The organism is Citrobacter sp. Cb004 (assembly GCF_030337065.1).
In the GTDB taxonomy this organism is placed as follows: domain Bacteria; phylum Pseudomonadota; class Gammaproteobacteria; order Enterobacterales; family Enterobacteriaceae; genus Citrobacter; species Citrobacter braakii.
The window spans coordinates 124737-151517 of the sequence record NZ_JAOWCH010000056.1; the positions used below are offsets into that span (position 1 = coordinate 124737).

18 protein-coding genes and 3 tRNA genes are annotated in these 26781 nt (G+C 54.2%); 10 read left to right on the forward strand and 11 right to left on the reverse strand.

Annotated elements, in window-relative coordinates; all coding sequences use genetic code 11:
* Positions 1–150 precede the first annotated feature (150 nt).
* The 4 genes from fucI (at position 151) to fucR (ending at position 4654) form a co-directional block, all read left to right on the forward strand.
* A complete protein-coding gene (fucI, locus tag OGV65_RS11760) occupies positions 151–1926 on the forward strand; it encodes an L-fucose isomerase (protein WP_047357907.1) in 1776 nt (591 codons plus the stop codon).
* Between the two features lie 99 nt (positions 1927–2025).
* Positions 2026–3444, forward strand: coding sequence for an L-fuculokinase (gene fucK, locus OGV65_RS11765; protein ID WP_286454982.1), 1419 nt, complete (start codon positions 2026–2028; stop codon positions 3442–3444).
* Between the two features lies 1 nt (position 3445).
* Entirely contained in the window at positions 3446–3868 is a 423-nt protein-coding gene (gene fucU, locus OGV65_RS11770) for an L-fucose mutarotase (protein ID WP_286454983.1), read from the forward strand.
* Between the two features lie 57 nt (positions 3869–3925).
* Positions 3926–4654 (forward strand): L-fucose operon activator, encoded by a 729-nt coding sequence (gene fucR, locus OGV65_RS11775; protein WP_200102760.1) that lies wholly within the window; start codon positions 3926–3928, stop codon positions 4652–4654.
* Between the two features lie 35 nt (positions 4655–4689).
* Here fucR and rlmM read toward each other — a convergent pair whose 3' ends face one another.
* The 4 genes from rlmM to OGV65_RS11795 all read right to left on the reverse strand — a co-directional run bounded on the left by rlmM (position 4690) and on the right by OGV65_RS11795 (position 7705).
* The gene (rlmM, locus tag OGV65_RS11780; RefSeq protein WP_003034040.1) at positions 4690–5790 is read right to left on the reverse strand and encodes a 23S rRNA (cytidine(2498)-2'-O)-methyltransferase RlmM; all 1101 of its coding nucleotides are present in this window, start codon (positions 5788–5790) and stop codon (positions 4690–4692) included.
* Positions 5783–6178, reverse strand: a complete 396-nt coding sequence (locus OGV65_RS11785; RefSeq protein ID WP_003034037.1) for a DUF423 domain-containing protein — start codon at positions 6176–6178, stop codon at positions 5783–5785. Before OGV65_RS11785 ends, rlmM begins: the two co-directional genes overlap by 8 nt.
* Positions 6179–6196: 18 nt before the next feature.
* Positions 6197–7114 carry a glycine cleavage system transcriptional regulator GcvA gene (gene gcvA / locus OGV65_RS11790; protein ID WP_016154260.1) on the reverse strand — a complete coding sequence of 306 codons (918 nt, stop codon included), beginning with the start codon at positions 7112–7114 and terminating at the stop codon, positions 6197–6199.
* A 363-nt stretch (positions 7115–7477) separates the two neighbouring features.
* Positions 7478–7705: a YgdI/YgdR family lipoprotein gene (locus OGV65_RS11795; RefSeq protein WP_016154261.1), complete on the reverse strand. Its 228-nt coding sequence runs from the start codon at positions 7703–7705 to the stop codon at positions 7478–7480.
* 192 nt (positions 7706–7897) lie between these two features.
* On the opposite strand from OGV65_RS11795, the gene csdA reads away from it, so the two are divergent.
* Together csdA and csdE are read left to right on the forward strand one after the other, a co-directional pair.
* On the forward strand, positions 7898–9103 hold the full coding sequence (gene csdA, locus OGV65_RS11800) for a cysteine desulfurase CsdA (protein WP_153690054.1): 1206 nt from the start codon (positions 7898–7900) through the stop codon (positions 9101–9103).
* Positions 9103–9546 (forward strand): cysteine desulfurase sulfur acceptor subunit CsdE, encoded by a 444-nt coding sequence (gene csdE, locus OGV65_RS11805; protein ID WP_016154263.1) that lies wholly within the window; start codon positions 9103–9105, stop codon positions 9544–9546. The genes csdA and csdE overlap by 1 nt, the downstream gene beginning before the upstream one ends.
* Before the next feature lie 47 nt (positions 9547–9593).
* Here the strand turns inward: csdE and tcdA are convergent, their stop codons facing one another.
* Both tcdA and mltA read right to left on the reverse strand, forming a co-directional pair.
* A complete protein-coding gene (gene tcdA / locus OGV65_RS11810; protein WP_103766717.1) occupies positions 9594–10400 on the reverse strand; it encodes a tRNA cyclic N6-threonylcarbamoyladenosine(37) synthase TcdA in 807 nt (268 codons plus the stop codon).
* Positions 10401–10439: 39 nt separating this feature from the next.
* Complete coding sequence (gene mltA / locus OGV65_RS11815; protein ID WP_019077597.1) at positions 10440–11537, reverse strand: murein transglycosylase A; 1098 nt, start codon at positions 11535–11537, stop codon at positions 10440–10442.
* A 205-nt stretch (positions 11538–11742) separates the two neighbouring features.
* Here mltA and OGV65_RS11820 point away from each other — a divergent pair.
* From OGV65_RS11820 to OGV65_RS11830, 3 genes are all read left to right on the forward strand, one after another.
* Positions 11743–11819, forward strand: a tRNA-Met gene (locus OGV65_RS11820).
* Positions 11820–11853: 34 nt separating this feature from the next.
* Positions 11854–11930: transfer RNA gene (locus tag OGV65_RS11825), tRNA-Met, on the forward strand.
* A 34-nt stretch (positions 11931–11964) separates the two neighbouring features.
* Positions 11965–12041, forward strand: a tRNA-Met gene (locus OGV65_RS11830).
* Between the two features lie 74 nt (positions 12042–12115).
* Here the strand turns inward: OGV65_RS11830 and amiC are convergent.
* Positions 12116–13369, reverse strand: coding sequence for an N-acetylmuramoyl-L-alanine amidase AmiC (gene amiC / locus OGV65_RS11835; protein ID WP_016154266.1), 1254 nt, complete (start codon positions 13367–13369; stop codon positions 12116–12118).
* Positions 13370–13604: 235 nt separating this feature from the next.
* Here amiC and argA point away from each other — a divergent pair, with 235 nt between their 5' ends.
* Positions 13605–14936 (forward strand): amino-acid N-acetyltransferase, encoded by a 1332-nt coding sequence (gene argA / locus OGV65_RS11840; RefSeq protein ID WP_286454985.1) that lies wholly within the window; start codon positions 13605–13607, stop codon positions 14934–14936.
* Between the two features lie 46 nt (positions 14937–14982).
* Here argA and recD read toward each other — a convergent pair whose 3' ends face one another.
* The 4 genes from recD to recC form a co-directional block, all read right to left on the reverse strand.
* On the reverse strand, positions 14983–16803 hold the full coding sequence (gene recD / locus OGV65_RS11845; RefSeq protein WP_286454986.1) for an exodeoxyribonuclease V subunit alpha: 1821 nt from the start codon (positions 16801–16803) through the stop codon (positions 14983–14985).
* Positions 16800–20345: an exodeoxyribonuclease V subunit beta gene (gene recB / locus OGV65_RS11850; RefSeq protein ID WP_286454987.1), complete on the reverse strand. Its 3546-nt coding sequence runs from the start codon at positions 20343–20345 to the stop codon at positions 16800–16802. The genes recD and recB overlap by 4 nt, the downstream gene beginning before the upstream one ends.
* A complete protein-coding gene (gene ptrA, locus OGV65_RS11855; protein WP_047499367.1) occupies positions 20338–23226 on the reverse strand; it encodes a pitrilysin in 2889 nt (962 codons plus the stop codon). The genes recB and ptrA overlap by 8 nt, the downstream gene beginning before the upstream one ends.
* 179 nt (positions 23227–23405) lie before the next feature.
* On the reverse strand, positions 23406–26774 hold the full coding sequence (gene recC / locus OGV65_RS11860) for an exodeoxyribonuclease V subunit gamma (protein ID WP_286454988.1): 3369 nt from the start codon (positions 26772–26774) through the stop codon (positions 23406–23408).
* Positions 26775–26781 lie beyond the last annotated feature (7 nt).

Genomic DNA, 26781 nt, shown 5'->3' on the forward strand with positions numbered 1-26781 from the left:
TCACAGTTCCACAACAAAAAAGTTGTGCAAAAAACTCTCTAATACCTAAGCTAACTCGAGTTAGCAAAAATGGGTTATTCAGCCAACTGCGACAGTGGTGTTCAACATCCGCTTTTGCAGCACGGCATAAAGTGAGATGAGGAACCTCGAATGAACAAAAATAGCTTACCGAAAATTGGAATTCGTCCGGTGATTGATGGGCGCCGTATGGGTGTTCGTGAATCGCTCGAAGAGCAAACCATGAATATGGCTAAAGCCACTGCTGCGCTGATCACAGAGAAACTTCGTCACGCCTGTGGCGCACAAATTGAATGTGTGATTGCCGACACTTGCATTGCCGGGATGGCTGAATCTGCCGCCTGTGAAGAAAAATTCAGCAGCCTGAACGTAGGCGTGACGATTACTGTTACCCCATGCTGGTGCTACGGTAGCGAAACCATCGACATGGATCCGATGCGCCCGAAAGCTATCTGGGGCTTTAACGGAACAGAACGTCCCGGCGCAGTTTATCTGGCCGCAGCATTGGCTGCGCATAATCAAAAAGGACTTCCCGCCTTCTCTATTTACGGCCATGACGTACAGGATGCCGGTGACACCACGATTCCTGCCGATGTTGAAGAAAAATTGCTGCGCTTTGCCCGCGCGGGCCTGGCGGTTGCCAGTATGAAAGGCAAAAGCTACCTGTCCGTAGGCGGTGTTTCAATGGGCATTGCCGGCTCGATTGTCGATCATAACTTCTTTGAATCCTGGCTGGGAATGAAGGTTCAACCCGTTGATATGACCGAACTGCGTCGTCGCATCGACCAAAAAATCTATGACGAAGCTGAGCTGGAAATGGCGCTGGCGTGGGCGGATAAAAACTTCCGCTACGGTGAAGATCAGAACGCACAGCAATATAAGCGTAACGCAGAGCAGAGCCGTGCGGTGCTGAAAGAGAGCCTGCTGATGGCCATGTGCATTCGCGACATGATGCAGGGTAACCAGAAACTGGCAGACAAAGGTCGGGTTGAAGAGTCGCTGGGGTATAACGCGATTGCCGCAGGCTTCCAGGGCCAGCGTCACTGGACCGATCAATACCCGAATGGCGATACCGCCGAAGCACTGCTCAACAGCTCCTTTGACTGGAACGGCATTCGCGAACCGTTCGTTGTCGCCACCGAAAACGACAGCCTGAACGGCGTGGCGATGCTGTTTGGTCATCAACTCACCGGCACAGCGCAGGTCTTTGCCGATGTGCGAACCTACTGGTCGCCAGAGGCGGTTGAACGCGTCACGGGTAAACCGCTAACCGGCCTTGCTGAGCACGGTATTATTCACCTGATTAACTCCGGCTCGGCAGCACTGGATGGCTCCTGCAAACAGCGCGACGGCGAAGGGAAACCGACCATGAAGCCGCACTGGGAAATCTCACAGAAAGAGGCGGATGATTGCCTGGCGGCTACCGAATGGTGTCCGGCTATTCACGAATACTTCCGCGGCGGCGGCTATTCTTCTCGCTTCCTGACCGAGGGCGGCGTGCCGTTCACCATGACCCGCATCAACATCATCAAAGGCCTGGGCCCGGTGCTGCAAATCGCGGAAGGCTGGAGCGTGGAATTGCCGAAAGAGATGCACGACCAGCTTGATGCGCGCACCAACTCCACCTGGCCAACCACCTGGTTTGCCCCGCGCTTAACCGGTAAAGGCCCGTTCAGCGATGTCTATTCCGTCATGGCTAACTGGGGCGCAAACCACGGCGTACTGACGATAGGTCACGTGGGCGCGGACTTTATTACGCTCGCCGCCATGCTGCGTATCCCGGTTTGTATGCACAACGTGGAAGACGAAAAAATTTACCGCCCTTCAGCCTGGGCAGCCCATGGTATGGATATGGAAGGCCAGGATTATCGCGCCTGCCAGAACTACGGCCCGCTGTATAAGCGTTAATGCGACTCTGGCCCGGTGGCGCAAGCTTACCGGGCCTGCGCAGTGAATTTTGTAGGCCGGGTAAGCGCTGCGCCATCCGGCTACGTTTGGGGAGCGAATATGAAACAAGACGTTATCCTGGTTCTCGACTGTGGCGCGACCAACGTGCGGGCTATCGCCGTTGACCGACAGGGAAAGATTGTCGCCCGCGCAGCAACCCCGAACGCCAGTGACATCGCAACAGAAAACAGTACCTGGCATCAATGGTCGCTGGAGTCCATTCTGCAACGCTTCGCCGACTGCTGTCAGCGCCTCTGCACGCAACTGGCCGCCTGCCATGTCCGCGGGATCGCCGTCACCACTTTTGGCGTTGACGGCGCGCTGGTTGATAAGAACGGCAAGCAGCTGTATCCGGTGATTAGCTGGAAATGCCCACGCACCGCAGCGGTGATGGAGAATATTCACCGCTACATATCACCGCAGCAATTGCAGGAAATTTCCGGCGTCGGCGCATTTAGCTTCAACACGCTGTATAAACTGGTGTGGCTGAAAGAAAACCATCCGCAATTTCTGGAGCAGGCGCACGCCTGGTTGTTTATCTCGTCGCTTATCAACCACCGTTTAACCGGCGAGTTCACTACAGATATCACCATGGCGGGCACCAGCCAGTTGCTGGACATCCGGCAGCGCGATTTTAGTCATGACATTTTACAGGCTACGGGTATACCGCGCCGTCTGTTCCCGCGTCTGGTTGAAGCAGGCGAACAGATTGGGGCTTTGCAACCAGAGGCTGCCAGCCTGCTCGGGCTTACGGCGGGAATTCCGGTCATCTCTGCCGGACACGACACGCAGTTTGCGCTATTTGGCGCTGGAGCCCAGCCAGATGAACCGGTGCTCTCTTCCGGCACATGGGAAATTCTGATGGTGCGCAGTGCGCAGGTGGATACCTCCCAGCTCAGCCAATATGCGGGTTCCACTTGTGAGCTGGATAGCCAGGCTGGACTGAATAACCCCGGCATGCAGTGGCTGGCTTCCGGTGTACTTGAGTGGGTGCGTAAGCTGTTGTGGACTGCCGACACCCCCTGGCAGACGTTGATTGACGAAGCCAGGGCCATCCCGGCAGGCGCCGAAGGCGTGAAGATGCACTGCGACCTGCTGGCCTGTCAGAATGCGGGCTGGCAAGGGGTTACGCTCAATACCACCCGTGGGCACTTTTATCGCGCCGCGCTGGAAGGACTGACAGAACAGCTGCAGCGAAACCTCCATACGCTGGAAAAAATCGGTCATTTCCAGGCCACAGAACTGCTATTGGTTGGTGGGGGAAGCCGTAACGCGTTGTGGAATCAGATCAAAGCGAATGTTCTCGGGATACCTGTCAAAGTGCTGGATGACGCCGAAACCACCGTGGCAGGTGCCGCAATGTTTGCGTGGTCGGGCATTGGGGGATTTGCCTCACCGGAACAGGCACGCGGGCAGGTATGCTACCAGTACCGTTACTTCTATCCGCAAACCGAATCCGAACTAACAGGAGTTGAGTAACATGCTCAAAACAATATCTCCCTTAATTTCGCCCGACCTGCTGAAGGTGCTGGCTGAGATGGGCCACGGCGATGAGATTATATTTTCCGATGCCCACTTCCCGGCCCACAGCATGGGACCGCAGGTTATCCGCGCCGACGGTCTGCTGGTCAGCGACCTGCTACAGGCAATTATTCCGCTCTTTGAACTGGACAGCTATGCCCCACCGCTGGTGATGATGGCGGCTGTTGAAGGCGATGCCCTCGATCCTGACGTCGAGGCCCGCTATCGTCAGGCGCTTTCACTGCAAACCCCCTGCCCGGACATCACGCATATTGACCGCTATGCCTTCTATGAACGCGCGCAACAGGCGTTTGCGATCGTTATCACAGGAGAGCGGGCAAAGTACGGGAATATTCTATTAAAAAAAGGAGTAACCCCGTAATCGCTGGTCTGAATGCCCGTCAGCTACGGGCATTCATCATAAGATGAGGATCAGGACATGAAAGCGGCGCGCCAGCAGGCGATCGTAGATCTGCTTACCAACCACAAAAATCTGACAACCGAAACCCTTGCTTTGCAACTTAAGGTCAGCAAAGAGACCATCCGCCGCGATCTCAGCGAGTTACAAGCCCAGGGAAAAGTGCTGCGCAATCACGGGCGGGCCAAAGTGATTCATCGGGAAAATCAGGACAGCGGCGACCCGTTTCATATGCGACTCAAAAGCCACTATGCCCACAAAGCGAATATTGCCCGCGAAGCGCTGGCATGGATCGAAGAAGGTATGGTGATAGCCCTGGACGCCAGCTCAACGTGCTGGTACCTGGCGCGACAGTTACCGGACATCAACATTCACGTCTTTACCAACAGCCAGCCCATTTGCCAGGAATTGGCTAAACGCGAACACCTTCAGCTCATCAGCTCCGGCGGTCGCCTTGAGCGTAAATACGGTTGCTATGTTAACCCCTCGCTCATCTCGCAGCTCAAACCACTCGAGATCGATCTGTTTATTTTTTCCTGCGCAGGGATCGACAGCGACGGCGCACTCTGGGACTCTAACGCGACCAATGCCGACTTCAAGTCCATTCTGCTTAAGCGCGCAGCGCAGTCATTATTGCTGATCGATAAAAGTAAATTTAATCGTTCGGGGGAGGCCCGGATTGGGCATCTGGATGATGTGACGCATATTATTTCAGATACGCCGCTAATTGAAACAATACAGGCCGGATGAGACATTTACGCCTTCATCCGGCCTGCAATTTTACCTTATCGCTCGTCGCGACGACCACCAACAGCAGCCCACAGGCGACGGACGTGCACGGTGACTTCTTCACGGTCATGATACAGCTGACGCGCCTGAATCTGGGCATTTACGCCATGCTCGTCAAGCTGTGCCTGAATATAAGCCAGGTTTTGCGACACCTCTTCGTAGCGTTTTTTCATCGGCAGCTTGAGGTTGAAAATAGTCTCTCGACACCAGCCGTTGACCAGCCATTGCGCCATCAGGGCGGCAACCTTCGCGGGCTTTTCCACCATGTCGCAAACCATCCACGAAATGTTATTGCGATTTGGCCGGTACTTAAATCCGTCTTCGCGCAGCCAGGTAACTTGTCCGGTATCCATCAGGCTTTGCGCCATCGGACCATTATCCACGGAGTAAACCCACATGTTGCGTTTAACTAGTTGATAGGTCCAACCGCCCGGGCATGCCCCTAAATCCACCGCATACATTCCGTTAGCCAGACGTTCATCCCACTCATCGGCAGGAATAAACACGTGCAGCGCTTCTTCCAGCTTCAGTGTTGAACGGCTCGGCGCATCGGCCGGGAACTTCAGACGCGGAATGCCCATGTAGAACGGGGAGTTATTGTCAGGCCAGGAATAGCCGGTATAGCAACAGCCTGGTGCGATAAAGAACACATGAACCACCGGACGTTTTGGCGTTTCATATTTTGCCAGCACGCCCGCTTCCCGCAGCGCCGCGCGCAGTGGTACGGTAAATTTACGGCAAAATTTAACCAACTCTTTGCTTTCATTGGTATCAGCAACTTCAACGCGCAGATCGCCGCCTTTCTCTACCACGCCCTGCAACATGCCGACAATCGGCGTAATGCGGTCTTCCGGCGGTAAATATTGCAGCAGTTCGCCCACCACAAACATTTGACGGGCAAAAATCAGCGAGCTAAACGGCAACTCTTTCACTAACTTTTCGGCATCGTCCTGCTGATAGCATTCGAAGATGACGTAACCCGCATTGTCTTTCACGCGGGCAAAACCGAAGATTTCCCGGCGTCCTGCTTTATCCGTAATTTCTGCGGCGCACTCTTTTTCAAAACCTGGGCGACACAACAATACAACCTTATTCATGGCTAACGCCCTTACGTTTCAATCGAATAGCGCCCACTAACATCAGCGCCCAGCCCACAAGGAAGCTGAAACCACCGACGGGGGTAACAAACGCCCACAGGCGTAAATGCGAGAGCGCGAGGCAATACAGGCTGCCGCTAAACAGCACCGTTCCTAATGCCAAAAACACGCTACTCCAGTAAAACCAAATGCTAATGCGCCGCTGCATGGCGACGGCCAGGCCAAATATAGCCAGCGTATGGAACGCCTGATACTCGAGGCCAGTCTGGATCCACCCCATCTCAACGACACCGAGGGTTTTACTCAGAACATGTGCCCCAAAGGCGCCCAACGCCACAAAGATAAAGCCACTTACGGCGGCAAAAATCAGCATAAAACGGCTGGTCATGTGAATACCCTACGTAAATTATTGTTCATAACGAAAGCGGAATTTTTCTTGTTCCGTGGCCGCTTTCGCCAGAATCCACTGACGGAAGGCGGCTATTTTACCCAGTTCTGCCTGACTGTCATGACAAACCAGATAAAATGCGTTTTTGCTGACCAGAACATCATTAAACGGACAGACCAGACGTCCGGCTTCTATTTCGGATTGCGCCATGACGTTATTAGCCAACGCAATTCCCTGTCCATGGATAGCAGCCTGGAGCACCATGGCGCTATGGCTGAAGATGGGTCCCTGCTGTACGTTGATATGATTCAGGCCAAGCTGGCGCGTATAGGCTTGCCAGTCACGGCGTGACGCATCGTGCAATAATGTGTGTTTCGCCAGATCTTCGGGCGTCTTTAGCGGTTTATCACCGGTGAGTAATAGCGGCGAGCAGACCGGCAATAGATATTCTGCGTACAACTTTTCAACGCGCAGACCCGGCCAGTTGCCACGTCCGTAGAAAATCGCCACATCAACATCGTCAGCCAGTTTGTCTTCCTGACGGTCCACAGCCTGGATCCTGACATCGATTCCCGGATAAGCTGAGTTAAAGCTAGAGAGTCTGGGAACCATCCATTGGATTGCAAAACTGGGCAATAAACTCACAGTGAGCGCACCTTTTGCACTGCGTGCCTGAAGTTTACGCGTCGCGTCGGTTAATTGCGAAAAAATCTCTTTGATGTCGAGAAAGTAGCTTTGGCCTTCTTCCGTTAACAGCAAAGATCGATTGCGTCGACGAAACAGCTTCAGCCCCAGGAAATCCTCAAGTGACTTGATTTGATGACTTACTGCGGCCTGCGTCACAAAAAGCTCTTCTGCTGCGCGCGTAAAGCTCAAATGACGCGCTGCAGCATCAAAAACACGCAACGCATTTAGGGGTGGTAATCGTTTTGACATGACTTTTAGGCTTTGATGTTAAATGAATTTAACAATTAACCAACAGGTTGTAACCTATTAGTTTTTTTTATCTGAGCCATTATAAATTGTCCGTTGAGGTTCTACCAGCAAATACCTATAGTGGCGGCACTTCCTGAAGCCGGAACGAAAAGTTTTATCGGAATGCGTGTTCTGGTGGGCTTTTGGCTTACGGTTGTGATGTTGTGTTGTTGTGTTTGCAATTGGTCTGCGATTCAGACCATGGTAGCAAAGCTACCCTTTTTCACTTCCTGTACATTTACCCTGTCTGTCCATAGTGATTAATGTAGCACCGCCAAATTGCGGTGCTTTTTTTTGTCCGACTCTTTGTCGATGGACGACCGGTTAGTTATCCAGTTCTACCATCTCTTTCACATCGGTACGGTTAATCTGCTGTTTGTTGCCGTTAGCGTCTTTATACGAAATCATCCCCGTTTCATTGTCGGTCTGTGGCTTACCATCAGATACGATTGATCGACCATCATTGGTGTGCATCACGTAATTCGAACCAGAACAGGCGCTCAGGGCAAAAGTCAGCATACAAGCAGAGATAATTGCGGCAGTCTTTTTCATCTTTTTCTCCTTAAAGCGATTTATGCTATTAAAAACACACTCCGTAACAGGCTAAATTGCTCGCCTAACGGTATATAGCATAAGACACTGCGTGGACTTTGCCAGGATATCCAGAGTATTCCGATGGTTAGCCCCCCCCTTGTATCAGCGCCCTTTTTGCGCCACGATCGGTTTACTGAACTGAGGAATACCATGAACGCTTTTAACCCCGCGCAGTTTCGCGCGCAATTTCCCGCACTCAACGATGCTGGCGTCTATCTCGACAGCGCTGCTACAGCACTGAAGCCGCAGGCAGTGATTGAGGCCACCCATCAGTTTTATAGCCTGAGCGCCGGGAACGTCCACCGCAGCCAGTTTGCCGAAGCACAGCGCCTGACCGCACGCTATGAAGCCGCGCGGGAAAAAGTCGCAAGCCTGATTAATGCGCCGGATGACAAAACAATCGTCTGGACCCGCGGTACGACGGAAGCGATCAACATGGTTGCCCAAAGCTATGCGCGACCGCGCTTACAACCGGGTGATGAGATTATCGTTAGCGCAGCAGAGCATCATGCCAACCTCGTGCCCTGGCTGATGGTGGCGGAGCAAACGGGGGCGAAGGTCGTCAGGCTGCCGCTTAACGCCCATTTATTGCCAGACGTTGAATGCCTCACGCAACTCATCACTCCACGCAGCCGCATTCTGGCGCTTGGGCAGATGTCGAACGTTACCGGCGGTTGCCCGGATCTGGCCCGCGCCATTACGCTCGCCCATGCGGCTGGAATGGTGGTGATGGTGGATGGTGCCCAGGGGATTGTCCATTTCCCCGCCGACGTACAGCAATTAGACATTGATTTCTATGCGTTCTCGGGCCACAAGCTGTATGGCCCCACCGGCATTGGCGTGCTGTACGGTAAACCGGAACTGCTGGATGCCATGTCTCCCTGGCTCGGTGGCGGTAAAATGATTAGCGAAGTCAGTTTTGACGGTTTCACCACCCAGGCTGCTCCATGGAAGCTGGAGGCCGGTACGCCTAACGTTGCTGGCGTTATCGGGCTAAGCGCGGCGCTCGAATGGCTGGCGGACGTTGACGTGGTGCAGGCCGAAAACTGGAGCCGGGGTCTGGCGACGTTGGCAGAAGATGCGCTGGCGAAACGCCCCGGCTTTCGCTCCTTCCGCTGCCAGGACTCCAGTCTGTTAGCCTTTGATTTCGCAGGCGTTCATCACAGCGACATGGTGACGTTGCTGGCCGAATATGGCATTGCACTGCGTGCAGGACAACACTGTGCGCAACCGCTGCTGGCAGAACTGGGCGTGTCCGGGACGCTACGCGCCTCATTTGCACCTTATAATACGCAAAGTGATGTAGATGCGTTGGTCGCAGCCGTTGACCGCGCGCTGGAAATATTGGTGGATTAATGACAAGCCCTCTGTTCGCCGGACACCCGTTTGGCACAACCGTAACGGAAGAGACGTTACGCAATACCTTTACCCCGCTCACCCAGTGGGAAGATAAATATCGCCAGCTGATTCTGCTGGGTAAGCAGTTGCCAGCGCTTCCTGATTCGCTAAAGGCACAGGCCAAAGAGATCGCGGGCTGCGAAAACCGCGTTTGGCTGGGGCATACCCTTCATGAGAATGGTACTTTGCATTTCTTCGGCGACAGCGAAGGTCGCATTGTTCGCGGGCTGCTGGCGGTATTACTCACGGCGGTCGAAGGTAAAACTGCAGCCGAGTTACTGGCGCATTCGCCAATGGCATTATTTGACGAGCTAGGTTTACGCGCGCAGCTCAGCGCCTCGCGTACCCAGGGGCTGCATGCTCTGAACGAGGCGATTCTTGAGGCTGCCCGACAGGTTTGATGGTTGCCGGATGGCGACGCGAACGCGCCTTATCCGGCACAACACACTCAACTCTGGCGCGACGCTTTCGCCATCATCTTCTTCAGCGCGTGTGAGACTGCAACAAAGCCAAAGGTGGCGGTCACCATAGTGGCCGCGCCAAAACCGGATGCGCAATCCATTCGCTTCGGCCCTTCCGCCGTCGCTTTCATCGCACATACCGAGCCATCTGCCTGCGGGTAAACCAGCGCTTCGGTCGAGAACACACAGTCCACGCCCAACTTGCCTTTGCTGTTTTTCACCACGCCAAAATCGCTTTTCAGTCGCTCGCGTAGCTTGGCTGCCAGCGGATCCTGGATAGTTTTTGCCAAATCAACGACCTGTATCTGCGTCGGGTCGATCTGCCCTCCCGCACCACCGGTGGTCACCAGCGGAATTTTGTTACGCCGACACCAGGCGATCAGTGCCGCTTTTGGGCGCACGCTATCAATCGCATCGATGACATACGAATAACCCGCACTCATATACTCAGCAACATTATCCGGCGTGACAAAATCATCGACCACGTTCACCCGGCACTCCGGGTTAATCTGGCGGATACGTTCAGCCATCACTTCAGCTTTTGCCAGGCCGACGTTATCGCGCAGAGCATGGATCTGGCGGTTAGTATTGGTGACGCACACATCATCCATATCGATGAGCGTGATGGCGCCAATACCGGTACGCGCCAGCGCTTCCGCCGCCCACGACCCTACCCCGCCAATCCCGACCACGCAAACGTGCGATTGGGCAAACAACTGCAGCGCATTTTCGCCATACAGACGCGCCGTACCGCCAAAACGCTGGCGCCAGGCATCACTGATAACCACAGACATAACACCTCAAATTCATTAATATCGAGCGCCATCCGGCTATTAACCGCTGAACACGTTACCCGTACCCGGCGCTGTTTTCAGTACCCAGACGCGACCGTAGTGATTATACCACCCCGCACGGTGTCCGGCGTCAGCACCAATGCCCTGATAGATATCGAAGTGTTGCCCTTTAATAGCGCCACCCACATCTAACGCCACCATCAGGCGCAGTTCGTACTGGCCGGTAAACTTGCCGTTATTGTCCAGTAACGGGACTTCCGCCAGCAATGTTGTGCCCGCCGGAATGATACTGCGGTCAGAAGCCACAGATGCGCGGCCAATCAACGGTACCGCGCTGGCCCCTTTGACCGGTGCAAAAGATTGCGGTTTAAAGAAGACAAACGATGGGTTCTGCTCCAACAGCTCACGCACTTCGGCTTCGCTGTGCGTTTCACCCCAATGGCGAATAGCCTGCATCGACATATCTTCTTTTTTCACTTCGCCACGATCGATAAGCACCTTACCGATGCTGCGATAGGCGTGGCCGTTTTTCCCGGAATAGCTAAAGAAGTTAAGCGGACTGCCATCGCCAAAATCGATGTAACCACTGCCCTGCACATCCATAATGAAGTTATCCATCAGGGAGTTGCTGTATGCCAGAATGTAGTTGTCGCTCAGCGCACCCGCGTAAATCTCGGCACGGCTTGGTAAGCGCCCACGTTTTGGCGGCATGCGATAGATAGGATACTGAAACTCGCCCTGGCGCGTATGGCGCGCCTGAATAACCGGCGTGTAGTAACCGGTAAACTGGACGTTACCGTAGTTGTCCGCCCCTTCCATTTGCCAGGCATCAATACCAAACTGGCGCATACTGCGCGTATCACCACCCGCACGTAACCACTGCTGGATAGCGTTGTAAACGTTGCTCTGGTTGCCGTACAAACGTGGCGAAGCGCTGCGAATTTGATTAACCTGCTCGGCGAAATCACCGGCATTGATTGGTGCGCCAACCGCATCAGGCTGGTTCACCAGTGAGAAAGGCTGGGTAAATTTCCCGTCTTTATACTGCTGCCCACGATCGGTGGGTTTTGAGGAACACGCGGCGAGCATCGCGACGACTGCTCCCGCCAGAAGATATTTTGCCCAACGTCCTTTCATTGTTCTCGTCTTATGTTGCCTGAATGCGAGACGAAGATAACAAACCCCCGAACCTAATGAAATGCGTATACATACCCGAACGCAAATTTTGAGCAAAAAACAATCCAGAATGCGTTGTTTTTGTTCATTTTCACCTTAAAAACGTGATCAAGGTGAAAAAAGGGTTGCATGAAAATGCGAGCAGAGTATAGTGCGCATCCACGGACGCGGGGTGGAGCAGCTTGGTAGCTCGTCGGGCTCATAACCCGAAGGTCGTCAGTTCAAATCTGGCCCCCGCAACCAATTAAAATTTGATGAAATAAAAGCAGTACGGTGACGCGGGGTGGAGCAGCCTGGTAGCTCGTCGGGCTCATAACCCGAAGGTCGTCGGTTCAAATCCGGCCCCCGCAACCAATCAAATTTGATAAAATATAAAGCAGTACGGTGACGCGGGGTGGAGCAGCCTGGTAGCTCGTCGGGCTCATAACCCGAAGGTCGTCGGTTCAAATCCGGCCCCCGCAACCAACATTATAAACACCCTAAAGGGTGTTTTTTTGTATCTGCGGTCCATAAAAAAAGCGCTTTTCAGCGCTTTTTTGTTATCCCCTTCTCGCCAGCGTCGCACCATCGGCAAAGTAGGCTTTGATCCCCGCCAGAATCGACTCGGCAACTTCCTGCTGGAAGGTCGCAGTTTTGAGCTTGCGCTCTTCCTCAACGTTACTGATAAATGCGGTTTCCACCAGAATAGACGGAATATCCGGCGCTTTAAGTACCGCAAACCCGGCTTGTTCAACCTGGTTCTTATGCAGATTGTTAACTTTACCGAGCTTATTCAATACCGCTTTACCAAACTTCAGGCTGTCGGCGATGGTCAGCGATTGCACCATGTCGAACATGGTATGGTCGACGTAGCGATCGCCGCTCTTGCTGACGCCGCCAATCAAATCCGAGGCGTTCTGAGTTTGCGCCAGATATTTCGCGGCGGTGCTGGTCGCCCCTTTAGTCGAGAGCGCAAATACCGACGAACCTCTGGGCTGTCGACTGGTAAATGCATCGGCGTGAATAGAGACAAACAGGTCTGCACGCTGCTTCTGCGCTTTCGCCACGCGGACTTTAAGCGGAATGAAGATATCTTCATTTCGCGTCATAAAGACCTTCATGTTGCCCTCTTTCTCTATGAGGGCTCGCAGACGTCGGGCAATCTGCAGCACCACATCTTTTTCACGCGTCTTGTATTTCCCCACCGCACCGGAGTCCTCTCCGCCATGCCCTGGGTCGAGCATAATGACAATGGGACGATCGCGCCCCGCTTTACCCGGCTGCGGGCCACTTTGCGCAGGCGGCACCTGTTTGTCCAGATCGCCCTTGTTGTATTCTTCCAGCAACGCCAGCAGCGGATCCTGAACATCCTGGGCATTCGCAGGATAGAGATCCATCACCAGACGTTCTTTAAAGCCCGCCACCGGAGCCAGCGCAAAAAGTTGCGGCTTCACATTCTGTTTCAGCTCGAACACCATCCGCACGGTCTGTGGGTCAAACTGCCCGACGCGCGCCGATTTAATATACGGATCGTCAGGACGGATCTGCGCACCCATGCCCTTGAGCACCGAGTTCAAATTAACGCCTTCAATATCCACAACCACACGCTCAGGATTACTCAGGGCAAACTGTTTGTATTTCAGCAGACGGTTTGATTCTACCGTGACGCGGGTGTAGCTGGACGCTGGCCAGACACGTACGGCAACGACCTGACTCATGGCAGCCAGACCAACCTGGCTGACGCTCAAAAGCCACATAGCACCCGCACCTTTCAGTAAACGGCGGCGACTGATTGCTGAATTGGATCCCGACATGCTTCTCCCGAGCAAAAAGAAATCTTTATTGAGGTAATACGTAAAACGTCTGAATTGACCGGAAACTTTAGCGAATGACGCATAATCTGTCATCTATAAAAGGGTAAACATTCTTTTTATATTCACGGCATTACTGAGAAAAATCTTCGGCATGGGTAAAAATTACGCTTGCGCACAGCGCCAAAACAGAATAAAAATACACAAATTACGAATAATCATGCAATGAGGGTGTGCCGTGGTGAAGGAGCGTAGAACCGAACTGGTACAGGGATTCCGCCATTCTGTTCCCTATATCAATACCCATCGGGGAAAGACGTTTGTCATTATGCTGGGCGGCGAAGCCATCGAGCATGAAAACTTTTCCAGTATCGTCAATGACATTGGCCTTCTTCATAGTCTCGGCATCCGCCTTGTCGTGGTCTATGGCGCACGGCCGCAGATTGATGCCAATCTTGCGGCGCATCATCATGAACCGGTGTACCACAAGAATACGCGCGTTACCGACGCTAAAACCCTGGAGCTGGTCAAGCAGGCGGCGGGGTTACTTCAGCTTGATATTACCGCCCGCCTGTCAATGAGCCTGAATAATACGCCATTGCAGGGGGCGCACATCAATGTGGTCAGCGGTAATTTTATTATCTCCCAGCCGCTGGGCGTTGATGACGGCGTGGATTACTGCCATAGCGGACGTATTCGTCGTATTGATGAAGATGCCATTCACCGTCAGTTAGACAGTGGCGCGATTGTGCTGATGGGTCCGGTCGCCGTTTCCGTCACCGGTGAGAGCTTTAACCTGACTTCAGAAGAGGTCGCCACACAGTTGGCTATCAAACTGAAGGCAGAGAAAATGATCGGCTTTTGCTCCTCTCAGGGCGTCACCAACGATGATGGCGATATTATTTCCGAGCTGTTTCCTAACGAAGCCCAGGCGCGCGTTGAGTTGCAGGAAGAGAAAGGCGATTACAGCTCCGGCACAGTGCGCTTCCTGCGTGGGGCAGTGAAAGCCTGTCGCAGTGGGGTACGGCGCTGCCATCTGATCAGCTATCAGGAAGATGGCGCATTGCTGCAGGAACTGTTCTCCCGTGACGGGATCGGTACGCAGATCGTAATGGAAAGCGCCGAGCAGATCCGCCGCGCTACCATTAACGATATCGGCGGGATTCTGGAGCTGATCCGCCCGCTGGAGCAGCAAGGCATTCTGGTACGTCGCTCCCGCGAACAACTGGAAATGGAGATCGACAAATTCACGATTATTCAGCGCGATAACCTAACCATCGCCTGCGCCGCTCTGTACCCGTTCCCGGAGGAGAGAATTGGCGAAATGGCGTGCGTGGCGGTGCATCCGGACTACCGTAGCTCATCGCGCGGGGAAGTATTGCTGGAGCGGATCGCCACACAGGCCCGGCAAATGGGACTGAGCAAGCTGTTCGTGCTGACCACGCGCAGCATTCACTGGTTCCAGGAACGTGGTTTCACGCCGGTGGATATCGACCTGCTGCCGGAAAGCAAGAAAGAGATGTACAACTATCAGCGGCGGTCAAAGGTGCTGATGGCGGATTTGGGGTAGTGGTCGTTGCCGGATGGGGTATGAATGCCTTATCCGGCAACGAATTTTATTGATTAAACAACGCCGACAATCCGCTGCGACGTTCGGTGCGGGTGGCAATGGCGTTACTTAATATCCGCTCATCGGCATACAGTGACAGACGCCGGCGCGCGCGGGTGACAGCGGTATAGACCAGCTCGCGGGTAACCACGGGTGAATGCTGACTGGGTAAAATCAATGCCGCATGGTCAAACTCAGATCCCTGTGATTTGTGCACGGTCATTGCCCAGGTGGTTTCATGTTCAGGTAAGCGACTGGGCTGGACTGATTTGATAGAACCGTCCGGCAGCGCAAACCACACCCTCAGGCCCTGTCCACGATCGAGGGCAATGCCGATATCACCGTTAAATAATCCCAGCGAACTGTCATTGCGCGCGATCATCACCGGTCTTCCCTCATACCAGCGGCTATGCGTTGAACGATGAATTTTACGTTTTTGCGCCATCACCTGCTCAAGGCGTTCATTCAAACCACCCACGCCAAACGGACCTTCACGCAGGGCACACAACAGCTGATACTCATTGAAGGCCTGAATGACGGCATCCGGCTCAGCGCCCTCGCGCAGTAAATCCAGATAGTGCCCATAACCCGCCAGCGCCTCATCCAACATCGCGGCGTAATCTTCGCTGCTATGTAGCGTGCGTTTTTCAATGTCGCTAAACCCCTGCTGGAAGACCGTTTTGAGCGCGGCTTTGTCACCACGATTAATCGCAGCAGCCAACTGACCGATTCCGGAATCGCTACCGAAACGGTAACTCTTTTGCAGCAGACACAAACTGTCGCGCAAAGCGGCGGCCTGAGTTCCCAGACCTGCCGGAATAGCGCTTCCGGTCAGACGACTGAGCTGGCGGGCGCGTTCCGGGGTAAACCCGTCACCGACGAAAGCACAGATATCCCCCAGCACCGCCCCCGCTTCGACGGAAGCGAGCTGGTCACGATCGCCAAGAAAAATCACCCGCCCGTGCGGCGGCAGCGCATCGATAAGGCGCGACATCATCGGCAAATCAATCATCGAGGCTTCATCCACCACCAGCACATCCAGATGCAGCGGGTTTCGCGCATGATGGCGCAGGCGCTGACTGCCTGGCTGAGCGCCTAATAATCGATGCAACGTACTGGCGTCATCGGGAATGCGTTTCTTTTGCTCTTCGGTTAACGGCAGTTCTCGTAGCGCTGCGCCCAGCGAGGCAGTCAGGCGCGCTGCCGCCTTTCCAGTAGGAGCCGCCAGGCGAATACGGCAGCGTTCTCCCTCCGCCATCTGAATCAACGCCGCCAGAAGCCTCGCAACTGTTGTCGTTTTTCCGGTCCCCGGCCCGCCGGAGATCACCGATATACGACGGGTCAACGCCACCGCAGCGGCCACTTTTTGCCAGTTAACACCTTCCGCTGGTGGAAACAACGCCGCCAGCGTGTGGGTCAGCCGTTGTTCATCCACCTCAATGGCGTGGTTAACTTCACTGAAAAAGCGAGCCACCGCCCGTTCGTTATGCCACATCCGGTTCAGATACAAGCGATCGCCGTGCAGCACCAGCGGCGTGGGTTGCTCACCACGGCTTACCGCCCCGGAGGCCAGCAGACATTCCGTCCAGTCTTCTGGCTCCCCCACTTCAGCGAGCCAGGCGCTTAAAAGGGGATGGGCATCCTCGCTCAGGGATAACCGTGAAAGTGGTAAGCAGACGTGCCCTTCTCCTGCTTCACGACTGAGCAACGCCGCCGCCAGCGCAACGGCAGGGTTGTCATTTCCGGCAACCACCAGCGCAAACTGGGCATCCAGAGGCCGGAGCTGTTTTTGCTCCACAGCTTCCATTAATCGTTTCTGGATTGTCATGACATCTCCTCCAGTGGCGCACCGACAAACATCTCGTCCATCAAGGCGATTAACTCCCCGTCAGGTCGGGTCGCGTAAATTCCCTGTTGCGGATTTTCACTGTCAATGCCACGCAAGAAGAGATAGATAACGCCGCCAAAATGGCATTCATAATCGTAATCAGCAATGCGATGGCGCAAGTAGCGATGCAGCGCCAGGGTATAAAGTTGATACTGCAGGTCGTAGCGATGCGCCTGCATGGCAGAGGCCATCGCCTGCTGCGTATACGCTGAGCTGTCTTCCCCCAGCCAGTTCGATTTGTAATCGAGAAGGTAATAACGCCCCTGGTGGCGGAAAACCAGGTCAATAAATCCTTTCAGCATGCCGCGTACCTGCATAAATTCCAACGCAGGGCACCCCGCGGAGAGCGGATCGTATTGGCGAATTAACGCATCAAGTTGGCTGGCCATCAGCGGCTGCGAAATCGGCAGGTAAAACTCCATCTCCACCTGTTTTTCACGCGCGGAAAGATGGCTCAAACTCACGCCCGTCTCGTTGAGAGGCGCCTGCAAAATGGCGTCCAGCCATTCGGTCAAAACCGGCGTCCAGTGCGCGTCATAACCGCCCAACGCCAGTTTTTCCTCGATCCAACTCGGATCTACCGGTTGAGTAAAGTCGAGATCTTCAAACAGGCTATGCAAGAATGTACCTGGCGAAGCGCCGCGCGGGAACTGATGCGGTGTAAGCCCTGACTCTTCAATAACCTCACCAACGCCTGCGGCATCAATATCCAGTCGCGGGATCAGATCCTGCGCGATTCCATGCCCACGCTGTTGCAGACCGGAATAACTGGTCACGCGCCAGCTATCGCCGGGCGTACGCTGCAGTATTTTCGCACTCAGTTCGCAGCTAACAGCCTGCGCAACTTGCCAGCGTTCACCGTCAGGCTGCGCAGGCGTCTGGCAGGCAATATCATCACTGCACAACGCTTCAATCGCACTACGCAGACCCGCGGCATCCATCGGCTCACCTTTTTGCAACAGGCGACCAAGGGCGCTGTGATGCACATCGGTATCCCCTTTTTTATCGCCCCGACGTCGCACCAACGGCGCAACGCCAAGGCTGCAGTGCCATACCGAACGGGTTAGCGCGACATAGAGCAAACGCAGGTCTTCCGCCAGACGCTCCGCTTCAGCCAGCTCAACGCTCTCCTCGGCATCGCTGAGATCCAGCACGGCTTCAAAAGAGCTGCGATCATGGTAGAAAGCCTGATCCTGGACGCGGAAATTCGTGATAAACGGCAGCCAGACCAGCGGATACTCCAGCCCTTTAGATTTATGGATAGTGACGATTTTGACCAGATGCTTGTCGCTTTCCAGCCTGAGCTGCTGGCTGGACGCGTTGCTGTCGGGTTCAAGAATATGCTGGGACAGCCAGCGCACCAGCGCATGCTCGCTTTCCAGCTGCGAGCCTGCTTCCTGCAACAGTTCGCTGATATGTAAAATATCGGTCAGGCGGCGTTCGCCCCCCGCCGTCGCCAGCAGGTTTTCCGCAATCTGGCGGGTTGTCATCAGCGCGCGCAGCATCGGCATCACGCCGCGTTTATGCCAGATCTGACGATAGCCATCAAACTCTTCGACCACCGCATCCCAGGCATTTTCGTCGTTATTTAACGCTTCAAGATCCTGCGCATTCAGACCCATCATTGAGGTCGCCAGCGCGCTACGCAGCGTGTTCTCACGTTCCGGCGTCATCACCGCCTGCAGCACCCACAGCAACTCCCGCGCTTCCAGCGTTTCAAATACGCTGTCACGGTTGGAAAGGTAGACGGAGGGAATTGCCAGCTGCGTCAGCGCATCACGGACCAGTGCCGCCTCCTGGCGGCTACGAACCAGTACGCTGATATCCGACGCGCGTACCGGACTGGATGTTTTACCACTGACCAGTTGCGCAGCGCCAGACTGCCCGGCCTTAAGCCAGTCGCGAATTTGCGTGGCGCACACCTGGGCCATGTAGTTCTGATAATCGCCTACGCCGCAGCTTTCCACTTCCATCAGCCACATGCTCATGGCTGGCTGTGTCTCACCATGTAAAACAAACCGAAACGACTGGTTTTTTTCTGCAAATTTTACCGGGCTAAAGGGGATTTCGCGGAACATAAAGGCGTCATCCATCTGGCTGAAAAGCGTATTTACGCTATTGACCATGCCGGGGGCCGAACGCCAGTTGGTATCGAGCGTATAGTGTGCGCTGACCTCGCTGCGCGCCTTCATATAGGTGAAGATATCCGCGCCGCGAAACGCGTAAATCGCCTGTTTTGGGTCGCCAATCAGCAGCAGTGCGGTATCCGGCTGATGCTGCCAGATCCGGCGAAAAATACGGTACTGCTGCGGATCGGTATCCTGAAATTCATCGATCATCGCGACCGGAAAACGGGTACGGATAGCCGTCGCCAGCGCATCGCCGCTTTCACTGCGCAACGCCGCATCCAGACGGCTGAGCATATCGTCAAAGCCTAGCTCACCGCGGCGTCGTTTCTCCTCGGCAACCGCTGAACGGATCTCCGCCAGTGCGCGGGTGATCACCAGATCTCGGAGAGTTAACGGTTCGCTAAGCAGTTCATCAATAGCGACAAACAGCGGGTGCTGAGGGGTTATTCCGCCCGCTTTAGTGCGCTCTTCCAGAAAACGCTGTGAGAATTTCTCCAGTGCGTCAGGAAGCTGATAACTTTGGGTTTCTTCTTGCGCCCATGCGCTGATCTTTTCGATCCACTTACCCTGGTTACCACGGTTAAATTTACGCCGGTCGATCCCGGAGGCTTCCAGCAGGCCATCCAGCTCATCAACGGAATCACGCCATTGCTGCTTGATCTGGTTAATGCGCGTGAGAATTTGTTCGTGCCGGGAAGCCAGCGTTTCGTCATCAGACGGCGGAGCCTTGATGACCGGCGCTTCCCCCTGCAGATAGCGATCGATGTCTCTCAGCAGAGCCTGCGGTCCTTTCCACGTTTCAAAAATCACCTGCGCAATGTCGCGGGGTAGCGGATAGCAGTGTCGACGCCAGAAGTCCGCACAGGCCTGATAGCGCAGCAGCGATTCATCTTCTATCAGTTGCTGTTCGAACAGCATGCCTGATTCAAAGGCGTTGAGACTGAGCATACGCTGACAAAAGCCGTGGATGGTAAACACCGCCGCTTCATCCATCTGTCTTTCAGCCAATAGCAGCCAGTGAGCGGCCTGTTTTTTATCGGCGATTTCATCTAACAAACGGGCATATAGCGGGTTGTCGGTCTTTTCACGCAGGCAGGCAATTCGCAGTTCATGAATGTTGCTACGAATTCGACCGCGCAACTCTTCGGTGGCTGCCTCGGTGAAGGTGACCACGAGCAGTTCTTCAACGGTCAGAGGACGAGGAAAGGCGGCAGAGCCGCCCAGTCCAAGCAGTAAACGTAAATACAGGGCGGCGATGGTAAAGGTTTTACCGGTGCCCGCAGAGGCTTCAATCAGGCGCTCGCCCGTCAGGGGCAAGCGCAGTGGATCAAGGGACTCAGCGGCATCATTCATTCTTATCACTCATCAGGGGTAAGGTTTGCTGCAACGCGCTGACGGTCTGCCACACTTTCCAGCCTTCCGGGTGCACGTATTCTGCTTTCCCGTTCTGACTGCCGGAAACCTGTGACAGTATCGCCATGCCTTGCGGCTCAACCACCGCCTGATGGAAGAAGTCGGCAAGTTTTTGCGGCGTCAGCAGTTTAATCTGAGCCACTATTTTATCACGTGAATCGAAGCGCATATTGCCGCGATCAAAATCTTTGCTTAACTGTGAGGCTTCTTCCCCCAGCGTTTGCGGCGCCTGCAGCATTTGCGCAATAATCGCCTGCTGAATTTGCGCAAACTCTTCAGGTTTCATCGCCCGCAGCTTCGCTTCCGCCGTCGGGAAAAACGCTTTATAACGCTCCCAAAGATAAGACGGCTGCTTATCATTGCTTTGCAGCAGGAACCCCATTCCCCACTGACGGCCGATACTCATCGGGAAAGCAAATACAGCGTAGCCTAACTGCTCTTCAGTACGCAGTTGATTGTAGAACCACGGCTGAACAATCTGCCCTAACATGGCGCTGTAGGCTGAACTGGCGTATTCATCGTATCCGGTTGGCACAAATACCGCCGCCAGCGCGGAGTCCGTGCTACTGCCTGCTTTTTCAAAGATGACGGACTGCTTCTTGTCCACAACCACATCTTTATTGCGACACCACTGTGACCCGTTAGCGCCAAGCTGTTGTTGGATATCCCGCGCCATGGTCGTCGCCTGAGCGGCGCTCATATTACCAATTACCAGGAATTCAGGCCGCGCACCGGTTTTTAAGGCGTCGCGGTACGTCATCACCTCTTTCAGGGTGATGGAAGGCAGTAGCTTACGGCGCTCATCGCGTGAGAAGTACGGCACCTGAGAAAGCATTTGCACTGGCATAATTGCCTGATCGTAGGCTTTACCCTTCTCTGCAGAATCCATCATCTGGGCATACCAGGATTTCGCCTGTTCCAGCTGTTCATCCGTTGAGGTGTAGCTGAAATAGCCGCTCAGCAGAGCCTGAAAAAGCTGCGGCAGACGTTGGGTGTAGCCGTTGGCGTTAAGCATCAACCCATTGTTAGCGTTGGTAGAGAAACCAATTCCACCTACCGACGCCTGGTTGCTTAACTGATCGAGCGCAATCCCCGCCAGGTAATCGTTAAGTGCGAATAATACCTGGTTGCGAGCGCTGTCCATGGCCTTCGGGTTACGCAGGATCACGCTGACGTCAGCCTTCGGCTCACTGGCAAAATACTGGCTCGGCGCATACACCACGCGTAGATCCGGCTCATCAACGATCAGTTCCGGGTGCGCGTATTTTTTATCCGTTTTAATCAGCGTGAAATCATCCGGAATGTAGGGGTTCAACTCCGGTAACGACAGCGCAATGCCCTGCGCTTTTTGCTGCCAGTCGGCAAAGGTTTTGTCGCTGATTTTATCCACCTGGTAAGGCGCATCGACAAAATAAGCGGTTTTATTATGCGGTTCTTTCGCACTGATATACCAGATACGCGCATTCTGTGGCGTCATCATTGCCAGGCGTTGCTCAACGGCTTTCACATCGTACTGGTCGGCAATATTCACCGCATCCAGCGTATGTTCGACAGGAACGCGGATCATGGTATCAGCCAGCCATTCCACGTAGTCCATATCACGGGTGATGGAGGGATAACGGAAATCGAGATCCAGTACGTGCGCCAGTTCGTCAAAATAGCGTTTATCGACGCCTTTATCGCGTAACAGATTGAGATAACTGAAAATTGCCGCAACAACTTCATCGCGATTCGCCAGCCCTTTGTCGGTTAACGTCGCGGAAATGGCTAACACGCCGCTGTTCCCATTGACCACCGGATCGGAATCCGCACGAATACCTTCAACCAGTCCCTGCTTTTGCAGCCAGTCAGACAACGTGCCAGGGCTACGATTACCAATCAGATAGGTCACCAGCTCATCGGTTTTACTGCGGAACTGCGCGCTGTTGTTATCGATACGAAACTCGACGCGCAGTACTTTACGCGGCATTGCCGGAACATAGTGGATGATGACGCCCTTTTGCGCGTCGGTGACTACCGGTACGGTAATTTCAGGCTTTACGATATTTCTGTTCGGTACGCGTCCAAAGGTGTCAGCAGCTATCCGCGCCAGCTCTGGCAGCGGCTTATTGCTATAAATCACCGCCTTCATCAGGTTCGCGGAGTAGTACTTTTCATGAAATTTTTGTAATGCCTGCACCACCGGGTTTCCCGGTTTATCGCTTAATGTCTCGAGATTTCCGCCGGAGAAACGCGAGCCAGGGTGCGCCGGGTTGATGGTCTCAGCACTCACCTGCGCCATACGCATCCCGTCTCGGGTACGCGCCAGCGTCAGCTCGGAGTTAACCGCGTTACGCTCACGATCGGCATATTTTTTATCCAGCAACGGATCGGCAATAGCGTCCGCCAGGCGATCCACCGCCCCCACCAACGCGTCGTTTTCGACTTCAAGATAGAAGGCCGTACGGTAAGGCGCGGTGCTGGCATTGTGGCTGCCGCCGTGCATTTTCAGGAATTCAGCCAGACTGTCCGGCTGTGGGTATTTTTTCGAGCCCATCAGACACATGTGTTCGAGATAATGCGCCAGCCCCTGATGCTCGTCCGGATCTTCCAGCGAGCCCACGGGAACCACCAGTGCAGAAAGGGATTTCACGGCCTGAGGATCGGATACCAGCAACACGACCATGCCGTTATCAAGGCGCACGGCCTGATACTGGCGGGTGTCTTTATCGCTTTTACGGATGGTTTCAGCTAAAGGCTGCCAACCGGTATCTGCCTGACTTACGGGAACCCAAAGGGCGACGAACAACAGTAATGCGCTGAACCAGGTGCTGCGGGGCATTCACAAACCTCATCATTAACGTATTCACCTGTTCACAGCAAAGCACGCATAAATACGTGGTCTGAACAGGGCAAGACTATGTGCTGAACGAGCCAGCATCCTCTCTTTGTAAGAATCAGTCCGTGACAGAATGCGCATCATAGTGGAAGCCATCGAACTGCGCAATTTTTATACAATCATCATGACTGATTAAAGCGAAAAATCGGTAACAGGTAGCGCTGAGACTGTAAAACAATGGTCTCCAGCGTAGCCGCATCCAGCTGACGCCAAAGACGCTGATACCAGATATCATCACCTTCACCCCGTACCATCATGTTGCCTTCATAGGCCTGCAGAAACTTACTGCGCGCTTTTTGCAACGTTGCATCGTCATCTAACATGGCATCATTTACGGCGTCATAACAGGTTTTTATCCAGGCGCCGCCGCTTTCGGGCAATACCAGCAATGGTGACGACATGCCTTCCCGATACCCGTCAATGAGCTGCGACAGGTACAGCAGCGCCTGCTCTGCATCCAGTGGCGGAAAACGCCATTCCCCGTCTTTACGCAGGAACAACCGGCTCTCTCCCGTACCGCCACTGGCACAATAGACAAGATGTTCCAGCCAAAGTTGCACCCCCTGCGCAATGCTTATTAAAGATGGGCGCCAGCGCAACAAACCGTCCTCTTGCACCTGTGGCAGCCAACCGGTGATTTGCACGCCGTTACAGTTAAGATCGATTTCCATACTCTGAAAGGGCTGACGACAGGCGATAATGCGTTCAGCCAGCGACTGCATCTCCTGACGCTGCGTATCCCACAGAATTTCGCCAAATGGCCCATAGGGAAGCGTGCCCGCCGCACGAAAACGGCGAAACAGTTGTTCAGCATCCTTCTCTTCAACCAGCGTGTTAAGCAATTGCTGATTAAGCTGATAGCGGGTTAATCCTTCAAGAGTGAACGGTTCCGTTTCCGGGATCTCACTTTCTTCAGAGCGGAAGTTGACCCTCAGCCGCATCTGGAAAAAAGCCCTTACCGGATGAGCCCAAAATCGCTGCAGCGTTTCCAGCGTCAGCGTTTCAGGCATCTCAAAGGGAAGCGTCTGGACAAAATCCGTGTGCGCTTTTCCTGACAGGCTCGCCGCAGGCAGCCATTCCCGGGCATAGCTTTGCTGTTCGCCCGGCAGATAGTTTTGTGCATCAAAGGGCATACGGGTATGCAAACGAGTAATGTGTGCTTTTACCCGGGCCTCGCTTTGATCGCAGGTCAACGATTCATCGCCCGGCAGATAGTGGCTTTGCCCGATGTAGTCCATCAGTTCCTGCACCAGTACCGACGGGAAGCGCTCGCTGTTGTCCTGAATGGAGCGGCCAATGTAGCTGATGTAGAGCGTTTGCTGTGCTGAAATCAATGCTTCAAGAAACAGGTAGCGGTCATCATCGCGACGGCTGCGATCGCCCCTCATCGGTTTTTGACTCATCAAATCAAAGCCCAACGGTGCAAGCTGACGCGGATAAACGCCATCGTTCATACCCAGCAGGCACACCACCTTGAAAGGAATAGAGCGCATCGGCATCAGCGTACAAATGTTAACTGGCCCCGCCAGGAAGCGCTGGCTAATGCGCTCCTGGTCAAGACGCTGGGCCAGCTCATCACGCAATAGAGAGAGCGGTATGGCATCACCATACTCAGCCCCCAGACCTTCAGTGATAATGGCCTGCCACTGCTGTTCAATCAGCGTCATCGCCGCTTCGGTATCTGCATCCGGCAGGAAGAAATCATTAAGCATGTCCCGACAAACGGGCAGCCACTCTTCCAGCGGCCGTTCCTGCGCTAACCCTCTACGCCAGAGATTGAGCTGCATCAGCAACGAGGCCAGATGCCCTACCAACTCGGCAATCAAACCGTTGGACTCATCGTATGGCAATACCGATTGCCACTCGCCCTGCGCGCTTTCCATCGCGTAGCCGAGCAGCATGCGCGTTAAACCAAATTGCCAGGTATGCTGACCTGTAGGCGGAAGTTCCAGTTCACGCACGTTATCGTCGTCAATTCCCCAGCGAATCCCGGATTCATTGACCCATAACCGAAGATAGCGCAGCCCTTCTTCATCGATATTGAAACGCGCCGCCAGCACGGGCACATCCAGTAATGCCAGCACATCCTCTGAGACAAAACGGCTATCCGGCAGCGACAGCAGGCTAATAAAGGCCTGTAAGACGGGATGAGACTGGCGCGCCCGACGGTCGGAAATCGCATAAGGTAAGTAACGCTCAGTTGGTGCGCTGCCAAAGACCGACTGAATAAATGGGCTGTAGCTGTCGATATCCGCCACCATCACAATAATATCGCGCGGCGTCAGCGTGGGATCCGCTTCCAGCATTGCCAGCAGGCGGTCATGAAGAATTTCTACCTCGCGCTGTGGGCTATGACAAACATGGAAAGTCACGCTGGTGTCGTTCAGCTCAAGCCGTCGTTTATTGTCGCTACGCGAATACTCTTCCAGCGTAACACCCGCCACGGCATGGCTTTCAAGTTCAAGAATATCCGATTGAATATTATGCAAAAGATTGTCAGGCGTAATATCGACAAACGCATCCAGCTCCTGACTATTTTCCAGTTCTGAAAGCAGATAAATGTAATCGCGCCCCAGTTTGCCCCACGAGGCCAGCATCGGGTTGCCCACATCCTGTTCACCATCGCTGTTAAACAATCCTTCGGCTTTCTGACTATCGCGAAACAGCGGCAGATGGCGTTCTTCAAAGCTGTGCCGACGCTGACGCGCCATCAGCTTCGCCAGCCAGGCGGGATCTTTTATATCTCCCCAGTAGTAGCGGCAAGGGTTGGTAAACAGCAGATGAATATCAATGTGCTTGCCCAGCGCCTGCAATGCCTGCAAATAAACCGGCGGCAGCGCTGAAATGCCGCAAATAAAGACGCGAGAAGGCAGTCCCTGCGGGCACTCGGACGCACTTTCCAGAGTCTGAATAAATCGTTGGTATAAATTGGCGCGATGCCAGCGCGGCTGGCCCAATTCCTCGGTGTGTTCCACCAGCGCTTTCCACAACGGCGCCTGCCAGGCCTGAGATTCGCCGAGTCCCTCAACCAGTCGCCCGGCTTCCCACTGGGTCAACCACTCAGGGCGATAGACTAAATACTGGTCGAAGAGGTCAGCCGCGCGCGAGGAAAGCTGAAACAGCTTACGTTTATCGGTGTCGTCCGTCAGATAGTGGCGCAGCAATGCGAAGTCATCGCCATCCAACAATTGCGGCAACAGCGTCATCAACTTCCAGCTCATGCTCTGTTTGCTAAACGCGCTCTCTTTCGGGATATCCGGCAGCACGCGCACAAACATATCCCAGATAAAACTCGCGGGCAGCGGAAAATCGATGTTGGCGGCAATACTAAACTTCTGTGCAAGGGTCATTTGTAGCCACTGCGCCATACCGGTACTTTGAACCAGGATCATCTCAGGTTCAAAGGGGTCGTCCAGCCGCTCGCGCTCAACGATAAATTCCATTAACGCTTCCAGCACATCCAGACGATTGGAGTGGTAGACCCTTAACATAGCGACT